Raw genomic sequence first — 24,148 nt, forward strand, 5'->3', positions numbered from 1 at the left:
TCAACCAATCAGTTAGATGCGAGATGCTGCCGCATAGTTTTTCAATAAATCAGGAACATCCAGTATTAATGCAATATGTCCATCACTGGTAATCGTTGCCCCTGCCATACCCGGCGTTCCTTGCAGCAAATTATCCAACGGCTTAATCACGACTTCTTCTTGTCCTATTAATGTATCCACAACGAAACCAACTCTTTGGTTCCCCAACTGTACAATGACAACATGCCCATGCCCTTTACGATGCTCAATGATGCCCTGACGAGGCGCAAGCCAATTTTGTAAATAGAACAAGGGGATGGATTTTTCGCGCACAATAATGGTCAACTGCCCGTCAACCACATTGGTCCGACTCAAATCCAGATGGAAAATCTCACTCACACTCGCCAGTGGTAACGCGAATGGACTTCCTGCGACACCAACCATCAGTGTAGGCAGAATTGCCAGTGTCAATGGAACTTTAATGGCAATTTTGGTGCCTTTCCCAATTTCGGAGTCAATGTCGATCGAACCATTCAGGGTGTTAATCGCCGTTTTGACCACGTCCATACCAACACCACGACCAGAGATGTCAGAGATCTGTTCTTTACTGGAGAAGCCCGGCATGAAGATGAGGTTAAAGCACTCTTTATTGGTCAAACGAGAAGCGGCATCTTCATCCATGAGTCCTTTCTTAACTGCAATACCTCTCAGTTTATCCGGATTCATACCTGCACCATCATCGATGATACAAAGTTCAATGTGGTCACCTTCTTGCGATGCAGATAACAGCACTTTCCCAGTTCGAGACTTACCGGATTTCACCCGTTCATCCGGCATTTCAATCCCGTGGTCGACAGAGTTGCGGACCAAGTGAATCAGTGGGTCTGCCAGCGCCTCAACAAGGTTTTTATCCAAATCGGTATCTTCACCGCGCATTTCCAGCACAATATCTTTATTCAGGCTTCTCGCCAAATCCCGAACGACACGAGGGAAACGACCAAACACTTTCTTGATCGGCTGCATCCTCGTTTTCATGACTGCGCCTTGCAGATCAGCAGTCACAACATCTAAATTCGATACAGCTTTTGACATTTCTTCATCATTGCTGTTCAAACCGAGACTGAGCAGACGATTTCGGACAAGTACCAACTCGCCGACCATATTCATGATGGTATCCAGTGTAGAAGTATCGACACGGACACTCGCTTCAGCCTGTGGTTTTTTCGCTGCGGCAACCTCCTTGGACTCCCGCGTCGCAACCTGTGTTTGAGCTTCAGGCTTCCCTTTAACCGGCGGGGTAACCGATGGTTTCGCTTGCGCGCTCGCTTTTGGTGCTGCCGTTGCTTTTTTCGGAGGTTCGGTTGCTTTTGCAACAGGTTCAAGATTTGCTGACGCCGGTCTGACCGCCATTTCCAGCTCTTCTATGGACGGCCCTTTGCCTGCACCATGTAACTCATCCAGCAATTTTTCGAACTCGTCATCGGTCATCAAATCACTGTCACTGCCATTTGAGGCAGATGCTGACGACTGAGCAGTTGAATCTGCTGCTGGCGTTTTCTTCGGTGGCGGTGGTGATGGCGCAGCAACCTGTTCTTTTCCTTCAACTGAAGGCCCCTTCCCGACACCATGCAGTTCATCGAGTAACTTCTCGAATTCATCATCGGTAATATCACCACTATCACTCGTGGTCTGCTGTGATGATGATTTAGATGCCTGAACTGATTCTTTTGGCGCAGGTTCTTTTGATGCAGACTGAGAGCCATGGGCCGGAGATTTTCCTTTGCCATGGAGCTCATCCAGCAGTTGCTCAAACTCATCTTGGGTAATTTCATCAATTGAGTTAGCGTTTGTCGTGTCAGAAATGGCTTTATTTTCTGGTTGAGGCGTCTCTTCAACAGATGCTGCTGGCTCTTCATCAAGCAATGATGTGTCATCATCTGATGATGTATCCGACGAGAGCAGGATATCCTCTGATTCGTCTTCATCTGCTGAGGCAGGTTGAGAAAGTCGATGTAACTCTTCCAATAAGGTTGGGTCTGCGGGTTCGAGAGGTTCACGATCTTGCACAGCTTGGAACTGTTCGTTCACAGTATCTAAAGCCCGTAACATCGTATCCATAAGGCCAGATGTTACTTTTCGCTGTCTGTTACGCAATATATCAAAGACATTTTCTGCACCGTGACAGGTTGCAACCAACTCAGTTAAAGCAAGGAAACCAGCGCCCCCTTTTACCGTATGGAACCCTCGAAAGATTGCATTTAAAAGGTCGTTATCTTCAGGATTATTTTCAAGCTCAACCAACTGCTCGGACAACAGCTCTAATATTTCACCTGCCTCAACTAAAAAATCCTGTAAAATATCTTCATCTAATTCGTAGCTCATACGGCACCTCTAAAAACCAAGACTCGATAACAAATCGTCAACTTCGTCTTGAGATGAAACAGCATCACTTCTTTCATGAGGATTCAAAATTGGCCCCTCAGGATCAGTAGACTGATGTTTTGTCTTATCTTCTTGTTGTTCTGATTGCTCTGTTCCAAACACGGTAAGAATATCAACCAATCGCTGCTCGACTTCATTAACCAGTGTGATAACCCGCCGAATAATCTGTCCTGTCAGGTCTTGGAAATCTTGAGCCATAAGAATGTCCATCAACTCACCACGTAATTCCGAACTATCACCTTCAATCTGGCTGAGTAGATCGTCAATTCTATGGCAGAGCGCTTTAAACTCATCTAATGCGATTCGGCCTTTCATGAGCTCATTCCATTGAGGACGAACATCCAATAGCGTCTGATGCAATTGATCAGCGATAGGCATACAGCGATCAACAGCATCCATCGTTTTGTTAGCAGCAACCTCAGTTTTGGAAATGACATACTGGAGGCGATCTTTTGCATCAGGAATTTCAGCCGTCGCAATCTCACTCATCCGTTCATCGATGGTGAATTCCTTTATCGATTCATGCAGTTCTCGGGTCAGCTCACCAATCTGCCGAAACATAGGATCAGCAGACTTAGCCTTATATATACTCACCAATAATGCATTAGCTTCTTCTTTTTTGCCGCTTTCCAATAAATGGACGAGCTGTTGTGCTTGTTCTAATTCAATCATCCTGAAGAGCCTTTATACGCGAATAAATGTTTCTCTTACCTGATCAGATACTCAGATCAAAGTTCAAGACTTATAAACGCTCAAAGATTTTATCCAACTTTTCCTTAAGCGTAGCCGCTGTAAATGGTTTGACAATATAGCCATTCACGCCTGCCTGAGCCGCTTCAATAATTTGCTCACGCTTCGCTTCGGCTGTGATCATCAACACAGGAAGGTGCTTCAGCTCCTCATCAGAACGAATGTGTTTCAGTAAATCAATCCCTTGCATTCCCGGCATATTCCAGTCGGTCACGACAAAGTCAAAATCACCTTTCTTAAGCATAGGCAAAGCCGTTAACCCGTCATCAGCTTCTTGAGTATTATTAAAACCCAAGTCGCGGAGCAGGTTTTTCACTATTCGGCGCATTGTTGAAAAATCGTCAACAATAAGGATTTTCATGTTTTTATTCAAAATTGCCTCCACTGAGTATGAGATCAGTGATATTTAGTCATTTTGTGTCCAAGAACGCAGCTTTGTTCTCAAACGCTGCATAGTTTGGCTTAATATTTGGCTTACGCGAGACTCACTTACACCAAGTACTTCACCAATTTCTTTTAAGTTTAGCTCTTCATCATAATAGAGCGAAAGTACCAAAGCTTCACGTTCAGGAAGCGATTTTATTGATTCAACCAATGCTTTACGAAATGATTCGTCAGCAACACCTTTAAATGGTGAGTTATCATCATCACTATCAAAAGGTGATATCGCGTCATCAGAAACCCCTAAATCTTCGATACCAACAATCCGAGAACTGTTTATATCAGTAACGACGCTATGATATTGATCTAACGACATTCCTAGATACTTAGCAACTTCTGTATCGGTCGGTGCGCGATTTAATTCACCTTCAAGTATCGAAATTGCTTGGCTGATCTCACGATTATATTTATGAACGGATCGAGGAACCCAGTCTCCACGACGAATATCATCCAGCATAGCCCCCCGAATACGGATCCCCGCATAAGTTTCAAAACTAGCACCTTTACTATTATCATAGTTTTTTTGCGCTTCGAGTAGTCCGATCATTCCCGCTTGAATTAAATCTTCGACCTGAACGCTCGGTGGCAACCGTCCGATCAAGTGGTGTGCGATACGCTTAACCAATACAGAATACTTTTCCAGAAAAGCCTGCTGATTATTGATATTTCCATATTGATCGTACGTCAGCGCCTTATTCACCAAAAGGTTCCCCTACTATTTCAGTTCGATTTAGCAACCGTTCAACAAAAAATTCCAAATGGCCGCTCGGTGTTTTGGGTATCGGCCATGTTAATGCTTTATTCGCCAAAGAGCTAATCGCAAGAGATGCCGGTGAACGTGGAAATGCATCAACAACGATTTTCTGTTTTTTCACAGCTTGACGTACATTATCGTCTAAAGGTATACATGCGACGAGTTCTATACCGACATTCAGGAACCGCTCTGTGACTAAGGTCAACTTCGCGAACAACTCACGCCCTTCCCGATAACTCCGCACCATGTTTGCAACAATCTTAAAACGCGGCACCTGATGCTCACGGCTCAGTAACTTAATTAAAGCATAAGCATCGGTAATTGACGTTGGTTCATCACACACAACGACAACAACATCCTGAGCTGCTCGGGCGAAGCTCACAACCATATCAGAAATACCGGCCGCCGTGTCAACCAACAGCACGTCCATTTCTTCTTCCAGACTGCCAAATGCCCGAATTAATCCGATATGCTGCGCATGAGATAATTCAACCATGGACTTAGTGCCCGAAGTCGCTGGGATAATTCTAATCCCATATGGCCCTTCAACGATAGCATCTTTTAGCTCACACTCACCAGCTAGGACATGCCCCAGATTTTTTTTGGGACGAATACCTAACATGACATCTACGTTTGCCAATCCCAGGTCAGCATCAAGTACCATCACCTTTTTGCCCTGACGAGCCATACTCATTGCCATACCCAAAGTTACGTTGGTTTTTCCAACGCCACCCTTTCCACCCGTCACTGCAATCACTTTCGTCAGTGTTGGTTGGCTTAAACGGCGCAGGCCGCTTGCTTGGTCGAAAATCATTTTATCTGTCATATCTATTCGCCGCCTAGATTCTCTCTGAGTCACTGCTCCAGTAGTGAGGCTCATTGTCAGCCGACTTCTCTAGCAATTCGTTCGCTTTCGCTACCATATATTTTGGCTGAGCAATCACAATATCTTCAGGGACACGCTGGCCATTCGCGATATAAGCGACTGGTAACGCATTTTCTACCACCACACTCACAAACTCTCCCAAACTCAGGGATTCATCTAATTTAGTCATGATGCATCCGGATAAGGGGATTCGTCTGAAGTGGTCAATGGTTTCCTGAAGTACCTTTCTTTGTGCTGTTGCTGGTAAAACTAAATAACTTTTGATCACACCACCGCGATCCTGCATTAAAGTGTCAAGTTGTTCAGACAAGCGCACATCTCGTTGGCCCATACCTGCTGTATCCACAAGAATCAGACGTCGATTTCGTAACTGTTGAACTACATCGGCTAACTCGTTGGAATCTTTAGCAACTTTTACAGGGCATCCCATAATTCTGCCATATATCGCTAACTGCTCGTGGGCACCAATACGATAAGTATCCGTTGTTACCAGCGCGACATTATCCGAACCGTATTCCATTGCTGCTCTGGCAGCCAATTTTGCAACGGTTGTCGTTTTCCCGACACCAGTCGGTCCGAGTAAGGCGACAATTCCGCCTCGCTTTAAAATATCCTGATTGACCACCGGAATTTGATCCGACACTAATCCAAGCAAAGCACGCCATGCTTTGGGTGGTGGTGTATCCTCCGGTATATAACACGCAAGCTGATCCGCCAGTTCCAGTGATAGCCCCATCCGAGACAATCGCTTGATTAACATGGCTCGGAGCGGCTCTCGACGCTCAACCTCCTGCCACATTAAACCGGAAACCTGATGTTCCAGAAGACGACGAATCGAATTGATATCTTCTTTCATCAACTCAAAATCCTGTGAATTCTGAACGTCTTCTTCACGTTTGTGGCGACGTTCATAACGAGAAGGATCCAATTGAGGCTTGTGAGGTTCTTCTCGCTCTTCCCATCGACTGACGGGCGAGTGAACCCCGTGGCGTGAAGAAGTATTGCTCGCTGAAACATTCTTTTCTTTTGCCTGACGCTGTAACAGAGATGATAACGAATCTTCACGAACCGGCTCTTCGTCTGACTGAGCTGGCGTGTACTGTTTCAGTAAATTGGCAAAACGGTTGGTCATGGAATCACGTTGACTTGACGGCTGTTGTTGCCGTTGTGGTTTCTGAAGCGTCGCCGCAGTACGCTGACCAAGTTGGACGCGGTCTTCTTCTAACTCACGTCGTCCTGATGAACCGACTGAAGGTGAAGGCGCATCCCGGTAACGCGGTTGAGAATTATAACCGTGAACTTGTGTTTTGGGAGCGACAGTGTCGCTGTCAACCGCAGCAACGATTTCTACCCCACCTGCAACTTTTTTATTAGACATGATCACCGCATCGACCCCAAGTTCTTCTTTCACTTGAAGTAATGCTGTTTTCATGTCTTTAGCAAAAAATCGTTTTATCTTCAAAGCAGCAACCCACCATCATGTTTATCTGCTAGTTACCGACAGCCTGCACAATTCGAATCTGTTTCTCATCAGGAATCTCTTGATAAGAAAGCACGCGCAAGTTGGGTATCGTATTTTTCACAAATTTAGCCAGTGTGGCACGCAGCACACCGGATGTGAGTAAAACAGCTGGCTCACCTTTCAACTCTTGTTCCTGAGTCGCCTGACTCAAAGAAGATTGAAGTCGTTCAGCGAGGCCGGGTTCAATCCCCGCAGACTCGCCACCTGACGCTTGCATAGTCTGATGCAATAATTGTTCCAATTCAGGAATCAACGTAATCACCGGCAATTCAGGATCTATACCATTGATTTCCTGAACAATTAGACGTCGCAGAGCAATCCGAACAGCAGCCGTCAAAATGTCAGGTTCTTGACTCTTCCCAGAATATTCTGCAAGGGTTTGAACAATGGTACGGATGTCGCGAATCGGGATCGCCTCATTTAATAAATTTTGCAGAACCTTGACCACCGTGCCCAATGGCAGTTGGTCCGGCACAAAATTTTCAACTAGTTTTGGAGCACTACGCGATAACATCTCCAACAAATTCTGAACCTCTTCGTGACCGATCAGCTGGGCAGCATTATTCGTCAGTAACTGACTCAAGTGGGTCGCTAATACCGTCGATGAATCGACTACGGTATAACCCAATGCCTGAGCGTGTTCCCGCTGATCCTCACGAATCCAAACCGCTTCTAAACCAAACGCAGGGTCAAAGGTCTGCTCGCCATCAATCAGTCCATAGACTTGCCCCGGATTGATCGCCAATTCCTGATCAGGCCGAATCTCTGCTTCCCCGACAGCAACCCCCATCAAAGTAATCCGGTAACTGTTCGGGGTTAACTCGAGATTATCCCGAATATGAACGGGCGGAATCAGAAAACCAAAATCTTGTGATAGTTTTTTTCTGACCCCTTTTACCCGCTCCAATAGTTCTCCGCCTTGATCACGATCCACCAACGGAATTAACCGATAGCCGACCTCCAAACCAATAATATCAACCGGCTGAACATCATCCCAAGACAGCTCTTTTAATCTCGGAGACTCAGTATCCATTTCTGCAGGTAATTTCTTGTCTTCAGCGGCTTTGTGTTGCTTTTTACGTAAGAGATAAGCCCCGCCACCAGCCAGAGAAGCCAGTAGCAAGAAAGAGAAATGAGGCATACCGGGCACAATTCCCATTACACCTAGAATTGCAGCCGTAATCATGAGTGCTTTCGGATTATCGAACAGCTGGAAGATCACTTGCTGCCCCATATCCTCATCGGTATTTTGACGCGTAACCATAATCGCGGCACCGATAGATAGGAGCAATGACGGAATTTGAGCAACCAGACCGTCACCAATGGTCAACAAGGTATATATCTGAATCGCCTCACCGAAATTCAGGTCATACTGAATCATCCCAATTGTCAATCCACCAACAATGTTGATGAATAGGATGAGAATTCCCGCAATCGCATCACCTTTCACAAACTTTGAAGCACCATCCATCGAACCGTAAAAGTCTGCTTCTTTGGTCACTTCAAACCGACGAAGACGTGCTTGTTCCTGATCAATCAACCCCGCATTCAAATCAGCATCAATGGCCATCTGTTTCCCGGGCAAAGCATCCAACGTAAAGCGAGCACTTACTTCAGAAATCCGTCCGGCCCCTTTGGTGACAACCATAAAGTTAATAATCATCAAAATCAGGAAAACCACCAGACCCACAGCATAGTTCCCACCAATCACCACACTACCGAATGCTTCGATCACACTACCGGCAGCTCCCGGGCCACCATGACCATACAATAAAACCACCCGAGTCGATGCAACGTTCAATGCCAAACGCAATAACGTTGCAATCAGCAGTACAGAAGGGAATGCAGCGAAGTCGAGTGGTCTGCGCGTATATACGGTCACCAGCAAGACGACCATCGACAAAGCAATGTTAAACGTAAAAAAGAGGTCCAACATAAATGCCGGGATCGGTAAAACCACCATCCCCAGCGTCGCAAGTACCATGACAGGAGCACCGATAGCAGGGATCGTTCTCCGTGGAATGGGGGGTAATTTGTCAGCAAATGGCAGCGTAAACTTCATAGATGACCGTTCATAATTCTCTGTTGGGAGTTGAAGTGCCTGAACATCAGGCCGTCGTTGGGAATTTCTGGATTTCTCGCTTCATGCAATAATTGCACCATAAACATGTCAAATTTATGGCTCGCAGATAAGGCCATAACTCGGGTCACTGTAGGTAATGATATCGATGAACCACAGAATAATATTGCCCAACAAAACGAATAGAGCACAGAAACTGCGCCATATCAGTCAGTCCGACGTGGGGTCATCAGAAGATACACAACAAAGATAGGGAATCAATTACTCAGGAAGCATGACATTGACGCCAGATCGGGTGGAACATACCGCATCAATGTCCCTCCCTTTCTGACAAAGGTCTGTAAACCCGTCTCGACCCACTATCAGCGGCAAACTATTTCGGCGCAAGACGCCATAATAATTCACCCTGCTGTGTCTCAGGTACGTAATCAAGACAAGCCAATCCGGATGTTGGGAACATCGGAGCCGGCATGTCTCTGACGAACTCACTGGTCAAGTAGCCGACCAAAGGTAAGTGGGAGACAAGAAAAAATGAATTGGCTCGTTCAATATCAGCCAAAGCCATCAAATAATCGAACACCCGATCTGATTTTCCGTAAGGCGTTATATCGTCACAAGTTTCGATACTGCGAGCCTCAACATAAGCAGCAATTTCTCGCCATGTTTCTTGCGCTCGAAGATAAGGGCTAATCAACACTTTATCGACGCTGATTTTCTGTATGTCATTCGCCTGTTTCATCACTGAAACCGACTCACTCTTCCCAAGTTCGGTCAAAGGCCGATCCGCATCACCTGTCGCGCAATATCCCGCTTCTCCATGACGCATAATAAAAATTTTCATATGATGGCTACCTTAAATACACCATTAAACTCACAGGTGAGTTCATACTCACTCAATATAGCCAAGTCCTGATTTTCGTCGTTAGAGAAACCTCAACTCTATATTGGCTGCTTCACTTGAATTGAGCAAATTAAAATAACATTTTATTCATAAAATTGTTATCTGAGGTTGGCGGCGTCAGTTTTCAACGTCATACTAATAATCGATTCCCTAGCCACGTCTGGAGGCATGTCTCGTGCATATCAGTCCAAATGATACAAATAGTTACCGATATATCACCTTACCAAACCAACTTCGGGTGCTATTGATTTGTGACCCCAATGCACCCAAAAGTGCAGCTGCTCTGGCAATCAACGTCGGACACTTTGATGACCCTACCGATCGTGAAGGTTTAGCACATTACCTAGAGCATATGCTATTTTTAGGCACGGAAAAATACCCCAACTCCGGCGAATTTCAAAATTTCATCAATCAACATGGTGGAACACACAATGCTTGGACAGGGACTGAGCATAGTTGTTTCTTTTTTGACGTTGCGACTTCAGCCTTTGAAAAGGCACTGGATCGCTTCGCTCAATTTTTTACTGCACCACTGTTTAATGAAGAATCTCTCGACAAAGAGCGCCAAGCCATTGAATCGGAATATAAACTCAAACTCAATGATGATATCCGCCGCCTTTATCAGGTGCACAAAGAAACGATTCATCCACAGCATCCTTTCACTAAGTTTTCTGTAGGGAACGAACAGACCCTGTCAGATCGTAATCAGGTCAGTATTCGTAAAGAAATCGTGCAGTTCCACCGTGAACACTATTCTGCTGATTTGATGACGTTGGCGGTCATCGCTCCCGAGCCACTCGATATACAGGAACTATGGGTCACACAACGATTTGCAAACGTCATGAATCAGCAACGTCGGGGGAAGACCGTTCAGGAGCCCTATGTCACACGCCAACACACCGGACTGCTGATTGAAGTAGAGCCCCTCAAAGACATCCGTAAACTGTTTTTGTCCTTTCCATTACCCTGCATGGATATTTATTATCAGCAAAAGCCGCTGTCTTATTTTGCACACTTACTCGGCTATGAAGGAAAAGACAGTCTCACCCAAGCGCTGAGAGACAAAGGATGGATCACGAGCCTTTCAGCCGGTGGTGGCACCAGCGGCAGTAACTACCGCGAATTTACCATCAGTATGTTGCTCACAGAAACAGGGATTACGTCCGTTGACGCGATTATTCAGGCCGTTTTCAGCTATATCAACCTGATCCGGGAACAAGGACTGCAAGCTTGGCGTTATGAAGAGAAAAAAGCGGTGCTTGAAGCAACGTTCCGTTATCAAGAAGTTCCTCGCCCGTTGGATATAGTCAGTCATCTGGTGATGAATATGCAGCATTACCAAGAAGAGGATACCATCTATGGCGATTATATGATGCAAGGCTATGATGAGACGCTGTTCAGAGGGATTATCGATCAGTTTGTGCCAGAAAATCTCAGAGCGACGCTATTGGCTCAGGGAGGCGATTACGACCAAACCGCAAATTGGTATTACACCCCATATTCAGTGACTCCTTTTACTGAAGCTCAATTCGCCTATTTTCATCAGACTCAGTCAGCACTCAGCATGACACTGCCCGGGCCCAATCCTTTCATCTGCCACGGATTACAGCCGAAATCGATCGAGTCTGATGATGATCAACCACAAATCATTCAGGAAAGTGACGGATTTCGCCTGTGGCATATGCAAGATCAGGAATTCTTAGTTCCCAAAGGCGTTATCTATGTCGCCATTGATAGCCCTTATGCTGTGCAGAGTCCTCGCAATATCGTCATGACCCGTTTGTGTGTTGAGATTTTTCTCGACTCACTGGCGAAAGAGACTTATCCGGCAGAAATTGCCGGGATGGGATATAACATGTATACCCATCAAGGTGGGGTAACGCTGTCTATTTCTGGTTTCAGTCAGAAACAACCTGAACTATTGGCATTAATTCTCGATCGTTTCAAAAAAAGAGAATTCAGTGAACATCGCTTTATGTCCGTTAAAAACCAACTGGAACGGAGCTGGCGAAATGCGGCAAAAGATCGTCCGATTTCACAGTTGTTCAATGCAATGACCGGGTTGTTACAGCCGAATAACCCGCCTTATGAAAGCTTGTTGGAAGCACTGCAAACCATCAAAGTTCAGGAACTGGCACCGTTTGTCGATCAGATGTTATCTCAACTCCATGTAGAGATGTTCATTTATGGTGACTGGAGAAAATCGGATGCATTGCAAATCGGGCAGCAGTTAATTCAAGCGTTGCACGTTCGCGATCAACGTTACGAAGAGTCACTTCGTCCTTTGGTCATGTTGGGTAAACAAGGTACTTTCCGCCGGGAAGTGTTCTGTGATCAGGATGATTCCGCTGTCGTGTTGTACTATCAATGTACTGATATTTCGCCTAAAAGCGTGGCACTTTACTCTTTAGCCAATCACTTGATGTCTGCAACCTTTTTCCATGAAATCAGGACCAAACAGCAGCTCGGTTATATGGTAGGGACAGGAAATCTTCCTCTGAATCGCCATCCGGGAATCGTGATGTATGTGCAATCTCCTCATGCAGCACCGGTGGATTTAATCGCCTCGATTGATGAATTTCTCAATGCCTTTTATCTGGTTTTACTGGAACTGAACGAATACCAATGGCACAGCAGCAAACGAGGTTTGTTCAACCAAATTGCCATTCCGGATCCAACCCTCAGAAGTCGGGCACAACGCTTTTGGGTCGCGATCGGGAATAAAGACCTCCAATTTAATCAACGAGAACTCGTGTTGCAGGAACTGAAACAACTGTCGCGTTCAGATATGATCCGCTTTGTTGTCAATGAACTGAAACCCAGAACGGCCAATCGCCTTATCATGCACACTCAGGGCAATGCGCACCATGATGCCGAGCAGCTTACTCTGGGTCGAGAAATTGGCTCCATTGAAGCATTTCAACTTATGCCGAAAGCTTACGAACTCGGCTAGATTTGATGTTCTGAAGCAATCACTTGTGCCAGTGAGTGGGGATGCAACTTGAGGCAAATATCTCCCTGACGAAAAGCAATTGTCGGGTTTGCCAAGCGCTCCCCCTCTCCTTTTGGCGCGGAACATTTTACCGCAATACCTTGTTGTTCTAATGTCGGCCACATCTGTTCCAGAGCTGGGAAACGCTGCCAAATATCCTGCAAAAAATCATCGACGTTCGTCGCGCTGGAGGGAATCACAAATTCCACATGTTCCCATCCTTGACGGGGATGAGACTTCCCTTTCACCGGATAGGGTAATTCCAAATAGTCTGTTGACCATCTTCCGAGCATGATCGGGTTCTCCAGCGCAATCACAATAATGGGCCGCCCGTTAATTTGTGCCGATGAGATTTCCATTCCTTCATTTAACCAAACCTGATGGGCTGCTTCAGCAAGCTGCCAATCATTGACACGCATGGCAATATGATCCAGTTGGAACGCGGTTAAATCCAATTGCAATACGTCACATAGAGCACTGATTTTATCAATAAAAGCCGTCACATCTTGATACATTTGTGTTGGCATAAGACGGTTTGTGGTAAGAAGAGAATGCATTTGGCTATCATCATCGATTGAAAGACTAGTTGAATCCTAACAGGATCTGGTGGAAAGTAGAAAAATTCAGGCGCTTTTCTCTATAAGAGTGATAATAAAATTGCTATTATGTGCGCCAATTTTTGAACCCGATCGAGATGTGTATCACCATTGAATGATACACAGCAGACAATTCCTAGAAGTGAAGGATAAGTACGTGAATATCCAAGCATTGATAAACGATAAAGTATCTCAAGCACTTGAAGCCGCAGGCGCGCCTGCCGGCAGCCCAGCCGCTGTCCGCCAGTCCGCAAAGTCACAGTTTGGTGATTATCAAGCCAATGGTGTAATGGGGGTTGCCAAAAAACTGGGTACCAATCCACGCGAGTTTGCTCAAAAAGTACTCGATGCACTTGATCTGGAAGGAATTGCCAGCAAAACTGAAATTGCCGGGCCGGGGTTCATCAATATATTCCTCAGCGAAACATTTTTGGCGCAACAGGCCGAACAAGCGCTGGCTGATCCACGACTTGGCGTCGCACAAGAAACACCGCAAACTATCGTCGCTGATTACTCTGCACCGAATGTCGCAAAAGAGATGCACGTTGGTCACCTCCGCTCAACGATTATTGGTGATGCCGTCGTCCGTACCCTTGAATTTTTGGGCCATAAAGTCATTCGGGCCAACCATATCGGGGACTGGGGAACTCAATTTGGTATGTTGATTGCCAATCTGGAGCGCGTTCAGCAAAATGACGATACCCCATCGATGGCACTTGCAGATCTGGAAGCATTCTACCGCGAGTCTAAGCAACGCTATGATCAAGACGAAGCTTTTGCTGAAAAAGCCAGAAGCTACGTAGTAAAACTGCAAAGCGGCGACGCATTCTGCACTCAGATGTGGAAGAAATTGGTCGATATCACCATGACTCAAAATCAGATCAATTATGACCGGCTCAATGTTTCATTGACCCGTGATGATGTCATGGGAGAGAGCATGTATAACGCCATGCTTGCGGAAGTTGTTGCTGATCTCAAAGCACAAGGTTTAGCGCAAGAAGATGATGGCGCCCAAGTCGTATTTCTTGATGAGTACAAGAATAAAGACGGTGAGCCGATGGGTGTGATCATTCAGAAACGTGACGGTGGTTACCTCTATACAACAACCGATATTGCTTGTGCCAAGTACCGTTATGAACAACTGGGAGCTGACCGAGTCTTATATTTTATCGACTCGCGTCAGCATCAGCATCTACAGCAAGCCTGGACAATTGTCCGGAAGGCCGGTTATATCCCGGATAGCGTCTCACTGGAGCATCATGCTTTCGGTATGATGCTGGGCAAAGATGGACGCCCATTTAAAACCCGGGCTGGTGGAACAGTCCGCCTGACCGATCTGCTGGATGAAGCGGAAGATCGTGCAATTCGACTAATTGACAGTAAGAATCCGGAACTGGCTCAAGACGAAAAAATGAAAATCGCCAAAACCGTTGCGATGGCCGCTGTGAAATATGCGGATCTGTCAAAACACCGGACCACTGACTACATATTCGATTGGGACAACATGCTCGCCTTTGAAGGCAACACAGCACCTTACATGCAGTATGCTTATACACGAGTTGCTTCAATTTTCTCTAAAGCTGGTATCACCATGGATAACCTCAATGGCGAGCTTCGGATTAGCGACGAGAAAGAAAAATTGATGATCACCAAGCTATTACAGTTTGAAGAAACCATTCAATCTGTCGCCCGTGAAGGTCAGCCACACTTAATGTGTGCCTACCTGTTTGAATTGGCAGGCCAGTTCTCCAGCTTCTATGAGGCTTGCCCTATTCTATCGGCAGCCGACGAAGCGACGCGAAACAGCCGTCTGAAACTTGCAGCTCTCACGGCAAAAACCATTCAACAGGGTTTAAATCTGTTAGGGATTCAAACACTGGAACGGATGTAAAATTATCAGAATCAGACAAAAAACCCAGCAATTCCACTGGGTTTTTTTATGACACGTTATCGTTTCGTCTTATCTCGTTTTAATCTGGACGCATGGCATACTTGCCTGATCCTAGAAGTAAAATAGTAATAGATGCAAACAAATAGGTCGCGATATCTTCAACAGCCCAAGCGCCATATTCATTCAATGAGAAGAAATTATCCCGGTGCATCAGGCCGATAACGACAATTGAAGTTCCTATCACGGCAGTTGCAGCAAAACGGGTAAACAGACCTAAAACAATCATAATCGGAGCAATCACTTCTCCCAAATAGACTGCATAGGCAAAAAATCCCGGCAGACCGATATCAACAAACATCCCCTGAATAAATGCGGTTCCATCATATATTTTATGAATACCGTGTAATAGAAACATTAAGCCAAAACTCACTCTGAGAATCAACTTAGCAGTATCAGGATGATTCATTCCTGCTTCAAACTTACGGATTAAACTATTCATCAATTACTCCAAATCAATCGTTCTTATTCTCAGTATATCGGTAACAATTGAGAAAACCTTGGTGCATTTTCCATCATCTTCATCAAAAAAATCGAACAAAAATACTAATCTAAATCAAAGTATTAGATATTCATGCTCTTCCATCACTTCAAAAATCAATAAGCCATTTCGCTATAATCAATGAATTGAACGTATCCGTCATGAAGATGTGCTATCCTCACTCAGTTCCATTTTATCGTAGGTACCATGCAATGAGTTTCGAACTCCATCCACAATTACAACAAGATACAACTTACCTTGGTGATTTCCCGCTTTCTCTCGTGTTGTTACATTGGGATCAAGCAGTGCCATGGGTAATTTTGGTCCCGAAACGAGCCGGAATTAAAGAGTTCCACCATTTACCGATGGCAGATCAGCAACAATTCCTGATTGAGTCTCAATGGGTGAGTCAGATTTTAGAGTCTCAGTATCATCCTGATAAAATCAATCTCGGTGCCTTGGGCAATATGGTCCCTCAGCTCCACTATCACCATGTTGCAAGATTTACTGATGATGAAGCATGGCCCGGGCCTATCTGGGGCAATACGACGGGAACCCGCAGAAGTGATGCGGCCCAGCAACATATGGCCAATTTACTAAAAACGTCATTGGCTCAGTCGGGCATTTTCACATCGGCTTAGCTCAAAGAATCGCTGTCAGCGACAGTGTCTGAGGCGGATTCACCGCATAACGAATGCGCCGAACTTCACCATTTTTGCTAGTATCAACAAAACGGGAAATGATCCCTTTTTTGACCCAAATGCCGAGCATGGCATCAACACCATCTTCGCTAATTCGAAAATGACGTGCTAAGGTTGCACCGCTGGTCGTGCCATGCTGTTCCAGATAACTTTTCAGCTCATTCAGAATCATACAATTTGACGCTCAAACTTTTTAATCACATCGCCTTGATGCTTCAACAAACGATATAACCCCCACCCACCGAGCAGGATGAACGTCATCCACAGCATACTTTGTAGCGGATGTTGCATGATATTCATCGCTTGGTAGAAAAATGTTGCCGAACAGTAGGCCAACCCAAAGGTCCAGACAGCAATAAATCTGGCATATCGGACCCCAAACTCTCTGACATAAGCTCCCATAGCTGCCACACAAGGCGTATAGAGTAAAATAAAAATCAGGTACGCAAACGCTGCGGAATGACTTTGAAAGTAATATTGCAGATTACTGTATATCGATGAATCCACATCCTGTGCTTCAGCGGCCAATTGAGTATCAGATAAATCTCCGATTTCAATGCCCAGAGGATCAGAAAAACTCAAAGATATCAGGTTATCAGGGATGGTTTGCAGCGCTTCTTTCAAGCTCGCCAGCAGGTCAAAATCATTGGTTTCATCAGACTGCGAGGAATACAGGTTATTCAGCGTACCGACCACAGCTTCTTTGGCAAAAATACCCGTTACAATCCCAACGGTTGCCGGCCAATTTTCTGGTTGTATTCCAATCGGTGCGAACAGAGGTGTAACGCGTTGTGATACCTTCGACAACACAGATGTATCACTGTTTTCATGACCGAAACTACCGTCAGATCCGACCGAATTTAAAAAACTCAGAATTGTCACCACAACGACAATGGTCTTTCCTGCACCTAATACAAACCGTTTTAATTTTTGCCATGTTTTGATCAAAATATTTTGTAGCGTCGGTAATTCATAGTCCGGTATTTCCATCACCATACTTTCACTACTGCCGGGGTAGATCGTATGTCGTAATACAATACCAGTGAATACCGCAGCAATAATCCCTAATAGATAAAGCGAAAAGACAACATTCTGACCACTATGAGGAAAAAAAGCCGCAGCTAATAACGCATAAACTGGCAACCGGGCTCCACAAGACATAAAAGGAGCCATGGCAGCAGACAATCGTCTTTCTCTTTCCCGATCCAAGGTCCGTGTCGCCATAATCGAAGGAACATTACAACCGAACCCCAGAATAAGCGGTACAAAAGCTTTACCCGGCAGACCGATTTTCTGCATCACTTTGTCGAGTACGAACGCAGCCCGAGCCATATACCCTGAGCTTTCCAGTACCGCTAAAAACAGATAAAGGCAAGCAATCACGGGAATGAAGGTAGCGACCGTTTGGATCCCTCCACCAAGCCCATCAGCTAACAACGTGGCCAGCCATACCGGGAGGTGTTGATCCAATAAAGCATGACCACCATCAACCAGTAAAGCGCCAACAGAAATATCAAAGAAATCGATAAAAGCACTCCCGATATTAATCGAGAACATAAACATCAGGTACATCACAAGAAAGAAGAAAGGAATACCAACCCACTTATTGAGTACCACCTGATCGACACGTTTGGTGAAACTATGCCCCAATACACCTTGCTCACGACGAACATCCTGACATTGCTCATGTAACCATGTGTATTTGACATTGGCGACATGCAAGTCAATATCCAGCAAGTTGTTCAGTTGCAAATCATTCAATTGTCGTCGGGCTGATTCAGATAAAAGATTGGTGATGAGTGTGTCACCGCCCAGCGCACGAATTGCGAGAGCCCGGGGAGAAACAGCTTGTGACGTGCCTGTTTGCAATAAAAACACTGGGGTTGCGGTCTCAATCATCGACTCAAATTGATGGCCATAGTCCAGTTGCAATTCATTGAGAGTAAAGCCCTGTAACAAGGTTTTATCGAGCATCTCTTTCAACTGCAACACCTGAGATTTATTGTTGGCTGAAATGGGATACACCGGACATCCCAGTAATTGCGCTAATCGTTTCACATCAATCGAGCGACGCTCTCTTTTGAGCACATCCATTTTATTGAGCACAACGATCATCGGGCGCCCGAGTTCGCGCAACTGCAAGGTCATATACAGACTTCGCTCAAGACAGGTCACATCAACGACATTCAGAATTAAATCTGCCGAATGTGACAGTACCGCTTGCGATGCAATCGACTCATCAATACTGTAGCTATCATTGCCACTATCCAACGCATAAATGCCCGGTAAATCAGTGAGAGAGAATTCATTCCCAGAATAGGTATATTTACCAGTTTTTTTCTCAACCGTGACACCAGCCCAGTTCCCAACCTGCTGACGCGCACCAGTTAAGCCATTAAACAGCGTTGTTTTACCGCTGTTTGGATTACCGACCGTTAAAATATTGTATTTCATCCGATAATCTCCACTTCAATTGCTGCCGCAATTTTTTCTCTGATCGCCAGAGAAACACCACGAACTTCAACCTGAAGCGGGTCTCCCATGGGTGCTTTTCGAATCAAAAGAACGGGAGTTTCTGGCAAGATCCCCATGATCATCAAGCGCTTTCGAACTTCAGCAGAAAGTTGGTGAAAGCCTAAAATCGATGCACGTTGACCGGGATTTAACTGAGATAGATTCATGGTTAATTCTTACTGGTATGATGTATGAGAAGCATTCTCGTTATCAGATTTCAGTATACGCGCAAATACAAGGGAAATTATTGAGAAGGATCAAAAGCGGATATACTTCGAAACACTCCAAAGCATTTATGATGGCGGCTTTCGTCCGTGGTATAGCGAGCGCTATACCACGTCATTTCTGCAATTATTGCGACATTTTAAAACAGTTGATATAGCTCTGGCTCAAGGTCGTTAAAAACTGGAAATAACTTTCTTTTGCCAGTGGAATATCGGTTGCCAACGGGTCAAGAACCCCGACTTTAGCCGATGTTCCTCGGGTCACACTGGTAATGACCGATGGTAAAAACTGCGGTTCGGAGAAGATACAGACGTTAGGCTGATCTTTGAGTTTGGTCCGAATCTCAATCAAAGTCTTCGCTCCCGGCTTCCGCTCTGGGCTGACGGTGAAATGACCGATATTATTCAAATGATAGTGAGCTTCAAAATACTCATATGCATCGTGAAAGACATAATAGGGATAGTGCTGATACGCGGCCAACTGAGCCTGAATCTGGCTATCCGTTTTGGTTAACTGCGTCAGAAAATGAGTCAAATTTGCCTGATATTGTGCGGTATGGTCAGGATCTTGTTGAATCAGACGCGCAGCAATGGCTTTGGCAACCACTCGAACCTGCTCAACTCCCAGCCAGAAATGAGGGTTGATATTACCATGATGGTGATGCCCATCATCATCATGTGATGCAGAAAAATGTCTGAACGGTACATCTTTGATGTGGCTAATCATCAATTGATTAGTTTGATGTGATAATACTTTCGATAAAAAGGGTTCCAGCCCTTCACCAAACCAGATAACCAAATCAGCCTGCTTGATCCGCTTTACATCCGAAGGACGAAGTGCATAATCATGCGGTGAAGTATTGGGCGCAAGCAACACATCCGGTTGGCTCACACCTGCCATCAATTCGTAACTAATCATTTGAATCGGTTTGATACTGGTTAACACTTCAAGTGCCCATACGGGGACTGACAGACTTAAAAGTAGTATGAATGTGGTGAGACGAAAGAACTTCATGAAATTTATCCCTAACTTATGGCTTCAATTTGTCACAAATGTTATATTATAACATTACCATTTTGCAAACGAGTTATTTCATGTCAACACTGATCGAGCTACAAGACGTCTGCGTAGCATTCAACCAGAAAAACGTGTTAGACCATATCAGCCTCTGTGTCGAGCAAGGAAAAATCACCACCCTCATTGGCCCGAATGGCGCAGGAAAATCAACGTTGGTAAAAGTTTTACTAGGGCTGCAACCCATTCAATCGGGTCAAATTACACGCTCACCACGACTCAAAGTTGGTTATGTTCCGCAAAAGCTTCGTCTGAATGAAACGTTGCCGCTGACTGTACAACACTTTTTGAAACTTGCCGGACGCTATAGTCGGCAGGAATTGAACAATGCCCTGACACTTGTCGGAGCAGCACACCTCACTCATAGCAGTATGCACCATTTGTCTGGCGGAGAAACACAGCGCGTCCTACTGGCTCGGGCATTACTACAGCGCCCGGATGTGTTGGTACTTGATGAACCAACCCAAGGTGTTGATGTTCAAGGTCAGATTGATCTATATGAATTAATTCAAACTCTGAGACAACGGTTTGGCTGTTCTATTTTTATGGTGTCGCATGACCTTCATTTAGTTATGGCGCAAACAGACCATGTGATCTGTCTTCAGCACCATATCTGCTGCCATGGTGCCCCCGCAGATATTACCCAACACCCCAACTATATTGCGTTGTTTGGCCGGTCACGCCATGAAGAGTCTTTAGCCTTTTATCATCACCAGCATCAACATCATCATGATCTAGCCGGACAACCGGTCTCTGGCGAGGCAACCCAATGTAACCATCACACTCACGGACATCACCACCATGGTTGAGATTATACTTCCTGCCATTCTCGCAGGGATTGGGATAGCCCTGATTGCCGGCCCGCTAGGCTCTTTTGTTGTATGGCGAAAAATGGCTTATTTCGGCGATACACTGGCTCATGCTTCTCTGATGGGTTTAGCATTTGGTTTTTTGCTTGATATCAATCTCAACCTCGCACTATTGGTATGCTGTTTAGCTATCGCGACTATTTTAGTCGTTCTACAAAGACAGAAATTCATTGCGACAGATACCTTGTTAGGAATTCTTGCGCATAGCTCCCTGTCGGTCGGTCTGATTGCCGTGAGTTTTCTCGATGATGTTCGGATTGATCTGATGAGCTATCTGTTTGGCGATCTACTCGCTGTCACGCCCAGTGATTTATATTTTATCTGGGGAGGCGTCTTCGTAATTGCGACGTTACTTTATTTTATTTGGCGGCCGCTGCTCTCTGCTACTGTGAATGAAGAACTTGCTTCCGTGGAAGGCACCAATACCGATTTGATGCAATTATTACTGATGCTGATGGTTGGCCTTGTGATTGCCGTCGGGATGAAATTCGTCGGCGCACTGATCATTACTTCGTTATTAATTATTCCGGCAGCCAGTGCCCGACGTTTATCAGCGACCCCGGAACAAATGGCGATGATTGCATCAGCTATTGGTATGATCGCGGTCTTAAGCGGGCTCTATCTCTCCTGGGAGTTTGACACACCGGCAGGTCCATCGGTGGTTATCTCTGCCAGTTGCTTATTTCTTCTGAGCCATTTAGTCAGGAATAAAGCTTAAAAAAATCCCCCTCAATGGTTTGAGGGGGATTTTTCTATTCATTTAAACTGATTCGGTATGCTTACCAGCCAGTGACATCTCTTAAAGCCTGACCGATATTGGCAAGACTTTTCACTGTTTTCACACCCGCAGCTTCAAGTGCAGCGAATTTTTCATCCGCTGTTCCTTTACCACCAGAGATAATCGCACCGGCATGTCCCATCCGTTTACCCGGAGGCGCCGTGACACCAGCAATGTAAGAAACAACCGGTTTAGTCACATGATCTTTAATAAACGCAGCCGCTTCTTCTTCAGCCGTGCCACCGATTTCACCAATCATAACAATTGCTTCTGTTTCTGGATCGTCTTGGAACAACTTCAGAATATCGATAAAGTTAGACCCCGGAATCGGGTCGCCACCGATACCGACGCACGTAGACTGGCCGAACCCTTCGTCTGTCGTTTGCTTCACAGCTTCATAAGTCAGTGTACCTGAGCGGGAAACAATGCCCACTTTACCTTTCTTATGAATATGTCCGGGCATGATTCCGATCTTGCACTCATCCGGTGTAATCACCCCCGGACAGTTCGGACCAATCATACGAACACCAGCTTCATCCAAACGGACTTTAACATCCAGCAAATCAAGTGTCGGAATCCCTTCAGTGATGGTGACGATCAGTTCGATACCTGCATCAATCGCTTCTAGGATTGCATCTTTACAGAAAGGTGCCGGAACATAAATAACAGACGCTGTTGCACCGGTTGCTTCAACCGCTTCACGAACAGTATTGAACACAGGTAGTCCCAAATGCGTTTGACCGCCTTTGCCCGGTGATACCCCACCGACCATCTGTGTACCATACGCGATCGCTTGCTCGGAGTGAAAAGTACCTTGTCCGCCAGTGAATCCCTGACAGATCACTTTGGTCTCTTTATTGATCAATACAGACATTATTTACCCTCCGCAGCAGCTACAACTTTCTCAGCAGCTTCAGTTAACGAAGTTGCAGCAATAATGTTCAATCCACTCTCATCCAGCTTCTTCGTACCGAGTTCAGCGTTGTTCCCTTCAAGACGAACCACAACAGGAACAGAAACACCGACTTCTTCTACGGCACCGATAATACCGTCAGCAATCAGGTCACAGCGTACAATGCCACCGAAGATATTGACCAGAACCGCTTGGACATTCTTATCAGAAAGAATAATTTTGAAAGCTTCGGTCACACGCTCTTTGGTTGCACCGCCACCGACATCCAAGAAATTCGCTGGGCTACCGCCATGCAGGTTAACGATATCCATCGTCCCCATCGCCAAACCGGCACCGTTCACCATGCAGCCGATATTCCCGTCGAGAGCAACGTAGTTAAGTTCCCATTGTGCTGCATGAGCTTCACGCTCATCTTCCTGTGAAGGATCATGCATCTCTCTCAATTTTGGCTGACGATACATTGCATTTGAGTCAATGTTGATTTTCCCATCGAGACACAACAGATTACCGTCTCCGGTAATGATCAGCGGATTAATTTCGAGCAGTGCCAGATCATACTGACTGAACATTTCACCAAGACCCATGAAGATTTTGACGAATTGTTTAATCTGATCCCCTTTTAAACCCAGCTTAAATGCCAGCTCACGTCCCTGATAAGGTTGTGGGCCAACAAGCGGATCAATGGCTGCTTTATGAATCAGTTCTGGTGTTTCTTCAGCAACTTTCTCAATTTCAACCCCACCTTCAGTCGATGCCATAAAGACAACGCGACGACTGGAGCGATCAACCACAGCACCAAGATAAAGTTCGTTCGCAATATCAGATGCAGCTTCAACTAAGATTTTTGTAACCGGCTGACCATTGGCATCGGTTTGGTAAGTCACCAGGTTCTTCCCGAGCCACTTCTGGGCAAAATCACGAATACCATCTTTTGTATCGTGCAGTTCAACGCCACCGGCTTTTCCCCGGCCACCTGCGTGAACCTGACATTTTACGACCCATTTTGTCCCGCCAATTTTACCGGTGGCTTCAGCAGCTTCCTGTGGGGTGCTGCACGCATAACCATCCGGAACCGGCAGACCAAATTCTGCAAAGAGCTGTTTGGCTTGATATTCATGCAAATTCATTGTGCTATTCCGTTGTATATTATTTTTTCATTCAATTTCGCTTCAACGAAACGAAACATTTTGCAGGGTACTCAGTACGCGCTGAAACATGACGGCATGTTTATTTCCATACATGCTGACAACACAAGACCAGGTGTTGAGCAACCCAGCCTGCATAGCAGATATCTGGAAGAAG

The 24,148-nt window shown here is 45.5% G+C and carries 21 protein-coding genes; 5 read left to right on the forward strand and 16 right to left on the reverse strand.

The genetic code is table 11. From position 1 onward, the window contains the following. Positions 1-12 precede the first annotated feature (12 nt). The 8 genes from AC55NX_RS00220 to sixA all read right to left on the reverse strand — a co-directional run bounded on the left by AC55NX_RS00220 (position 13) and on the right by sixA (position 9,695). The gene (locus AC55NX_RS00220; protein WP_496993941.1) at positions 13-2,361 is read right to left on the reverse strand and encodes a chemotaxis protein CheA; all 2,349 of its coding nucleotides are present in this window, start codon (positions 2,359-2,361) and stop codon (positions 13-15) included. Between the two features lie 9 nt (positions 2,362-2,370). Further along, positions 2,371-3,093, reverse strand: coding sequence for a protein phosphatase CheZ (locus AC55NX_RS00225; protein WP_038179954.1), 723 nt, complete (start codon positions 3,091-3,093; stop codon positions 2,371-2,373). A gap of 70 nt (positions 3,094-3,163) precedes the next feature. Next, the gene (gene cheY / locus AC55NX_RS00230) at positions 3,164-3,532 is read right to left on the reverse strand and encodes a chemotaxis response regulator CheY (protein ID WP_038179952.1); all 369 of its coding nucleotides are present in this window, start codon (positions 3,530-3,532) and stop codon (positions 3,164-3,166) included. A 45-nt stretch (positions 3,533-3,577) separates the two neighbouring features. Further along, positions 3,578-4,312 (reverse strand): RNA polymerase sigma factor FliA, encoded by a 735-nt coding sequence (locus tag AC55NX_RS00235; RefSeq protein ID WP_496993942.1) that lies wholly within the window; start codon positions 4,310-4,312, stop codon positions 3,578-3,580. Further along, positions 4,305-5,192: a MinD/ParA family protein gene (locus AC55NX_RS00240; RefSeq protein ID WP_038179946.1), complete on the reverse strand. Its 888-nt coding sequence runs from the start codon at positions 5,190-5,192 to the stop codon at positions 4,305-4,307. The genes AC55NX_RS00235 and AC55NX_RS00240 overlap by 8 nt, the downstream gene beginning before the upstream one ends. A gap of 13 nt (positions 5,193-5,205) precedes the next feature. Next, positions 5,206-6,714, reverse strand: a complete 1,509-nt coding sequence (gene flhF / locus AC55NX_RS00245; RefSeq protein ID WP_496993943.1) for a flagellar biosynthesis GTPase FlhF — start codon at positions 6,712-6,714, stop codon at positions 5,206-5,208. A gap of 28 nt (positions 6,715-6,742) precedes the next feature. After that, positions 6,743-8,836: a flagellar biosynthesis protein FlhA gene (gene flhA, locus AC55NX_RS00250; RefSeq protein WP_496993944.1), complete on the reverse strand. Its 2,094-nt coding sequence runs from the start codon at positions 8,834-8,836 to the stop codon at positions 6,743-6,745. A gap of 391 nt (positions 8,837-9,227) precedes the next feature. Next, entirely contained in the window at positions 9,228-9,695 is a 468-nt protein-coding gene (sixA, locus tag AC55NX_RS00255) for a phosphohistidine phosphatase SixA (RefSeq protein WP_496993945.1), read from the reverse strand. Between the two features lie 235 nt (positions 9,696-9,930). On the opposite strand from sixA, the gene AC55NX_RS00260 reads away from it, so the two are divergent. Beyond that, the gene (locus AC55NX_RS00260) at positions 9,931-12,708 is read left to right on the forward strand and encodes an insulinase family protein (RefSeq protein WP_496993946.1); all 2,778 of its coding nucleotides are present in this window, start codon (positions 9,931-9,933) and stop codon (positions 12,706-12,708) included. On the opposite strand, the gene AC55NX_RS00265 is transcribed toward AC55NX_RS00260, so the two are convergent. Further along, positions 12,705-13,304: a VOC family protein gene (locus AC55NX_RS00265; protein WP_496993947.1), complete on the reverse strand. Its 600-nt coding sequence runs from the start codon at positions 13,302-13,304 to the stop codon at positions 12,705-12,707. The genes AC55NX_RS00260 and AC55NX_RS00265 overlap by 4 nt on opposite strands. A gap of 196 nt (positions 13,305-13,500) precedes the next feature. Between AC55NX_RS00265 and argS the strand changes: the two genes are divergently transcribed. Beyond that, on the forward strand, positions 13,501-15,234 hold the full coding sequence (argS, locus tag AC55NX_RS00270) for an arginine--tRNA ligase (protein WP_496993948.1): 1,734 nt from the start codon (positions 13,501-13,503) through the stop codon (positions 15,232-15,234). 79 nt (positions 15,235-15,313) lie between these two features. On the opposite strand, the gene AC55NX_RS00275 is transcribed toward argS, so the two are convergent. Then, positions 15,314-15,733 (reverse strand): DoxX family protein, encoded by a 420-nt coding sequence (locus AC55NX_RS00275; protein ID WP_496993949.1) that lies wholly within the window; start codon positions 15,731-15,733, stop codon positions 15,314-15,316. Positions 15,734-15,984: 251 nt separating this feature from the next. Here AC55NX_RS00275 and AC55NX_RS00280 point away from each other — a divergent pair, with 251 nt between their 5' ends. Continuing rightward, positions 15,985-16,413, forward strand: coding sequence for an HIT domain-containing protein (locus AC55NX_RS00280; protein ID WP_496993950.1), 429 nt, complete (start codon positions 15,985-15,987; stop codon positions 16,411-16,413). Between the two features lies 1 nt (position 16,414). On the opposite strand, the gene AC55NX_RS00285 is transcribed toward AC55NX_RS00280, so the two are convergent. The 4 genes from AC55NX_RS00285 to AC55NX_RS00300 all read right to left on the reverse strand — a co-directional run bounded on the left by AC55NX_RS00285 (position 16,415) and on the right by AC55NX_RS00300 (position 20,226). After that, positions 16,415-16,645: a FeoC-like transcriptional regulator gene (locus AC55NX_RS00285; protein ID WP_496993951.1), complete on the reverse strand. Its 231-nt coding sequence runs from the start codon at positions 16,643-16,645 to the stop codon at positions 16,415-16,417. Beyond that, the gene (gene feoB / locus AC55NX_RS00290; protein WP_496993952.1) at positions 16,642-18,927 is read right to left on the reverse strand and encodes a Fe(2+) transporter permease subunit FeoB; all 2,286 of its coding nucleotides are present in this window, start codon (positions 18,925-18,927) and stop codon (positions 16,642-16,644) included. The genes AC55NX_RS00285 and feoB overlap by 4 nt, the downstream gene beginning before the upstream one ends. Next, positions 18,924-19,154 (reverse strand): FeoA family protein, encoded by a 231-nt coding sequence (locus AC55NX_RS00295; protein ID WP_496993953.1) that lies wholly within the window; start codon positions 19,152-19,154, stop codon positions 18,924-18,926. The genes feoB and AC55NX_RS00295 overlap by 4 nt, the downstream gene beginning before the upstream one ends. A 184-nt stretch (positions 19,155-19,338) precedes the next feature. Then, entirely contained in the window at positions 19,339-20,226 is an 888-nt protein-coding gene (locus tag AC55NX_RS00300) for a zinc ABC transporter substrate-binding protein (protein ID WP_496993954.1), read from the reverse strand. A gap of 80 nt (positions 20,227-20,306) precedes the next feature. On the opposite strand from AC55NX_RS00300, the gene znuC reads away from it, so the two are divergent. Together znuC and znuB are read left to right on the forward strand one after the other, a co-directional pair. Further along, the gene (znuC, locus tag AC55NX_RS00305) at positions 20,307-21,095 is read left to right on the forward strand and encodes a zinc ABC transporter ATP-binding protein ZnuC (protein WP_496993955.1); all 789 of its coding nucleotides are present in this window, start codon (positions 20,307-20,309) and stop codon (positions 21,093-21,095) included. Continuing rightward, positions 21,088-21,873 (forward strand): zinc ABC transporter permease subunit ZnuB, encoded by a 786-nt coding sequence (gene znuB, locus AC55NX_RS00310; protein ID WP_059121261.1) that lies wholly within the window; start codon positions 21,088-21,090, stop codon positions 21,871-21,873. The genes znuC and znuB overlap by 8 nt, the downstream gene beginning before the upstream one ends. Positions 21,874-21,934: 61 nt before the next feature. Here znuB and sucD read toward each other — a convergent pair whose 3' ends face one another. Further along, positions 21,935-22,807 (reverse strand): succinate--CoA ligase subunit alpha, encoded by an 873-nt coding sequence (gene sucD / locus AC55NX_RS00315; protein ID WP_059121262.1) that lies wholly within the window; start codon positions 22,805-22,807, stop codon positions 21,935-21,937. After that, positions 22,807-23,973 carry an ADP-forming succinate--CoA ligase subunit beta gene (sucC, locus tag AC55NX_RS00320; protein WP_496993956.1) on the reverse strand — a complete coding sequence of 389 codons (1,167 nt, stop codon included), beginning with the start codon at positions 23,971-23,973 and terminating at the stop codon, positions 22,807-22,809. Before sucC ends, sucD begins: the two co-directional genes overlap by 1 nt. Positions 23,974-24,148: the final 175 nt, after the last annotated feature.

The organism is Vibrio rubrogenes (assembly GCF_059641415.1).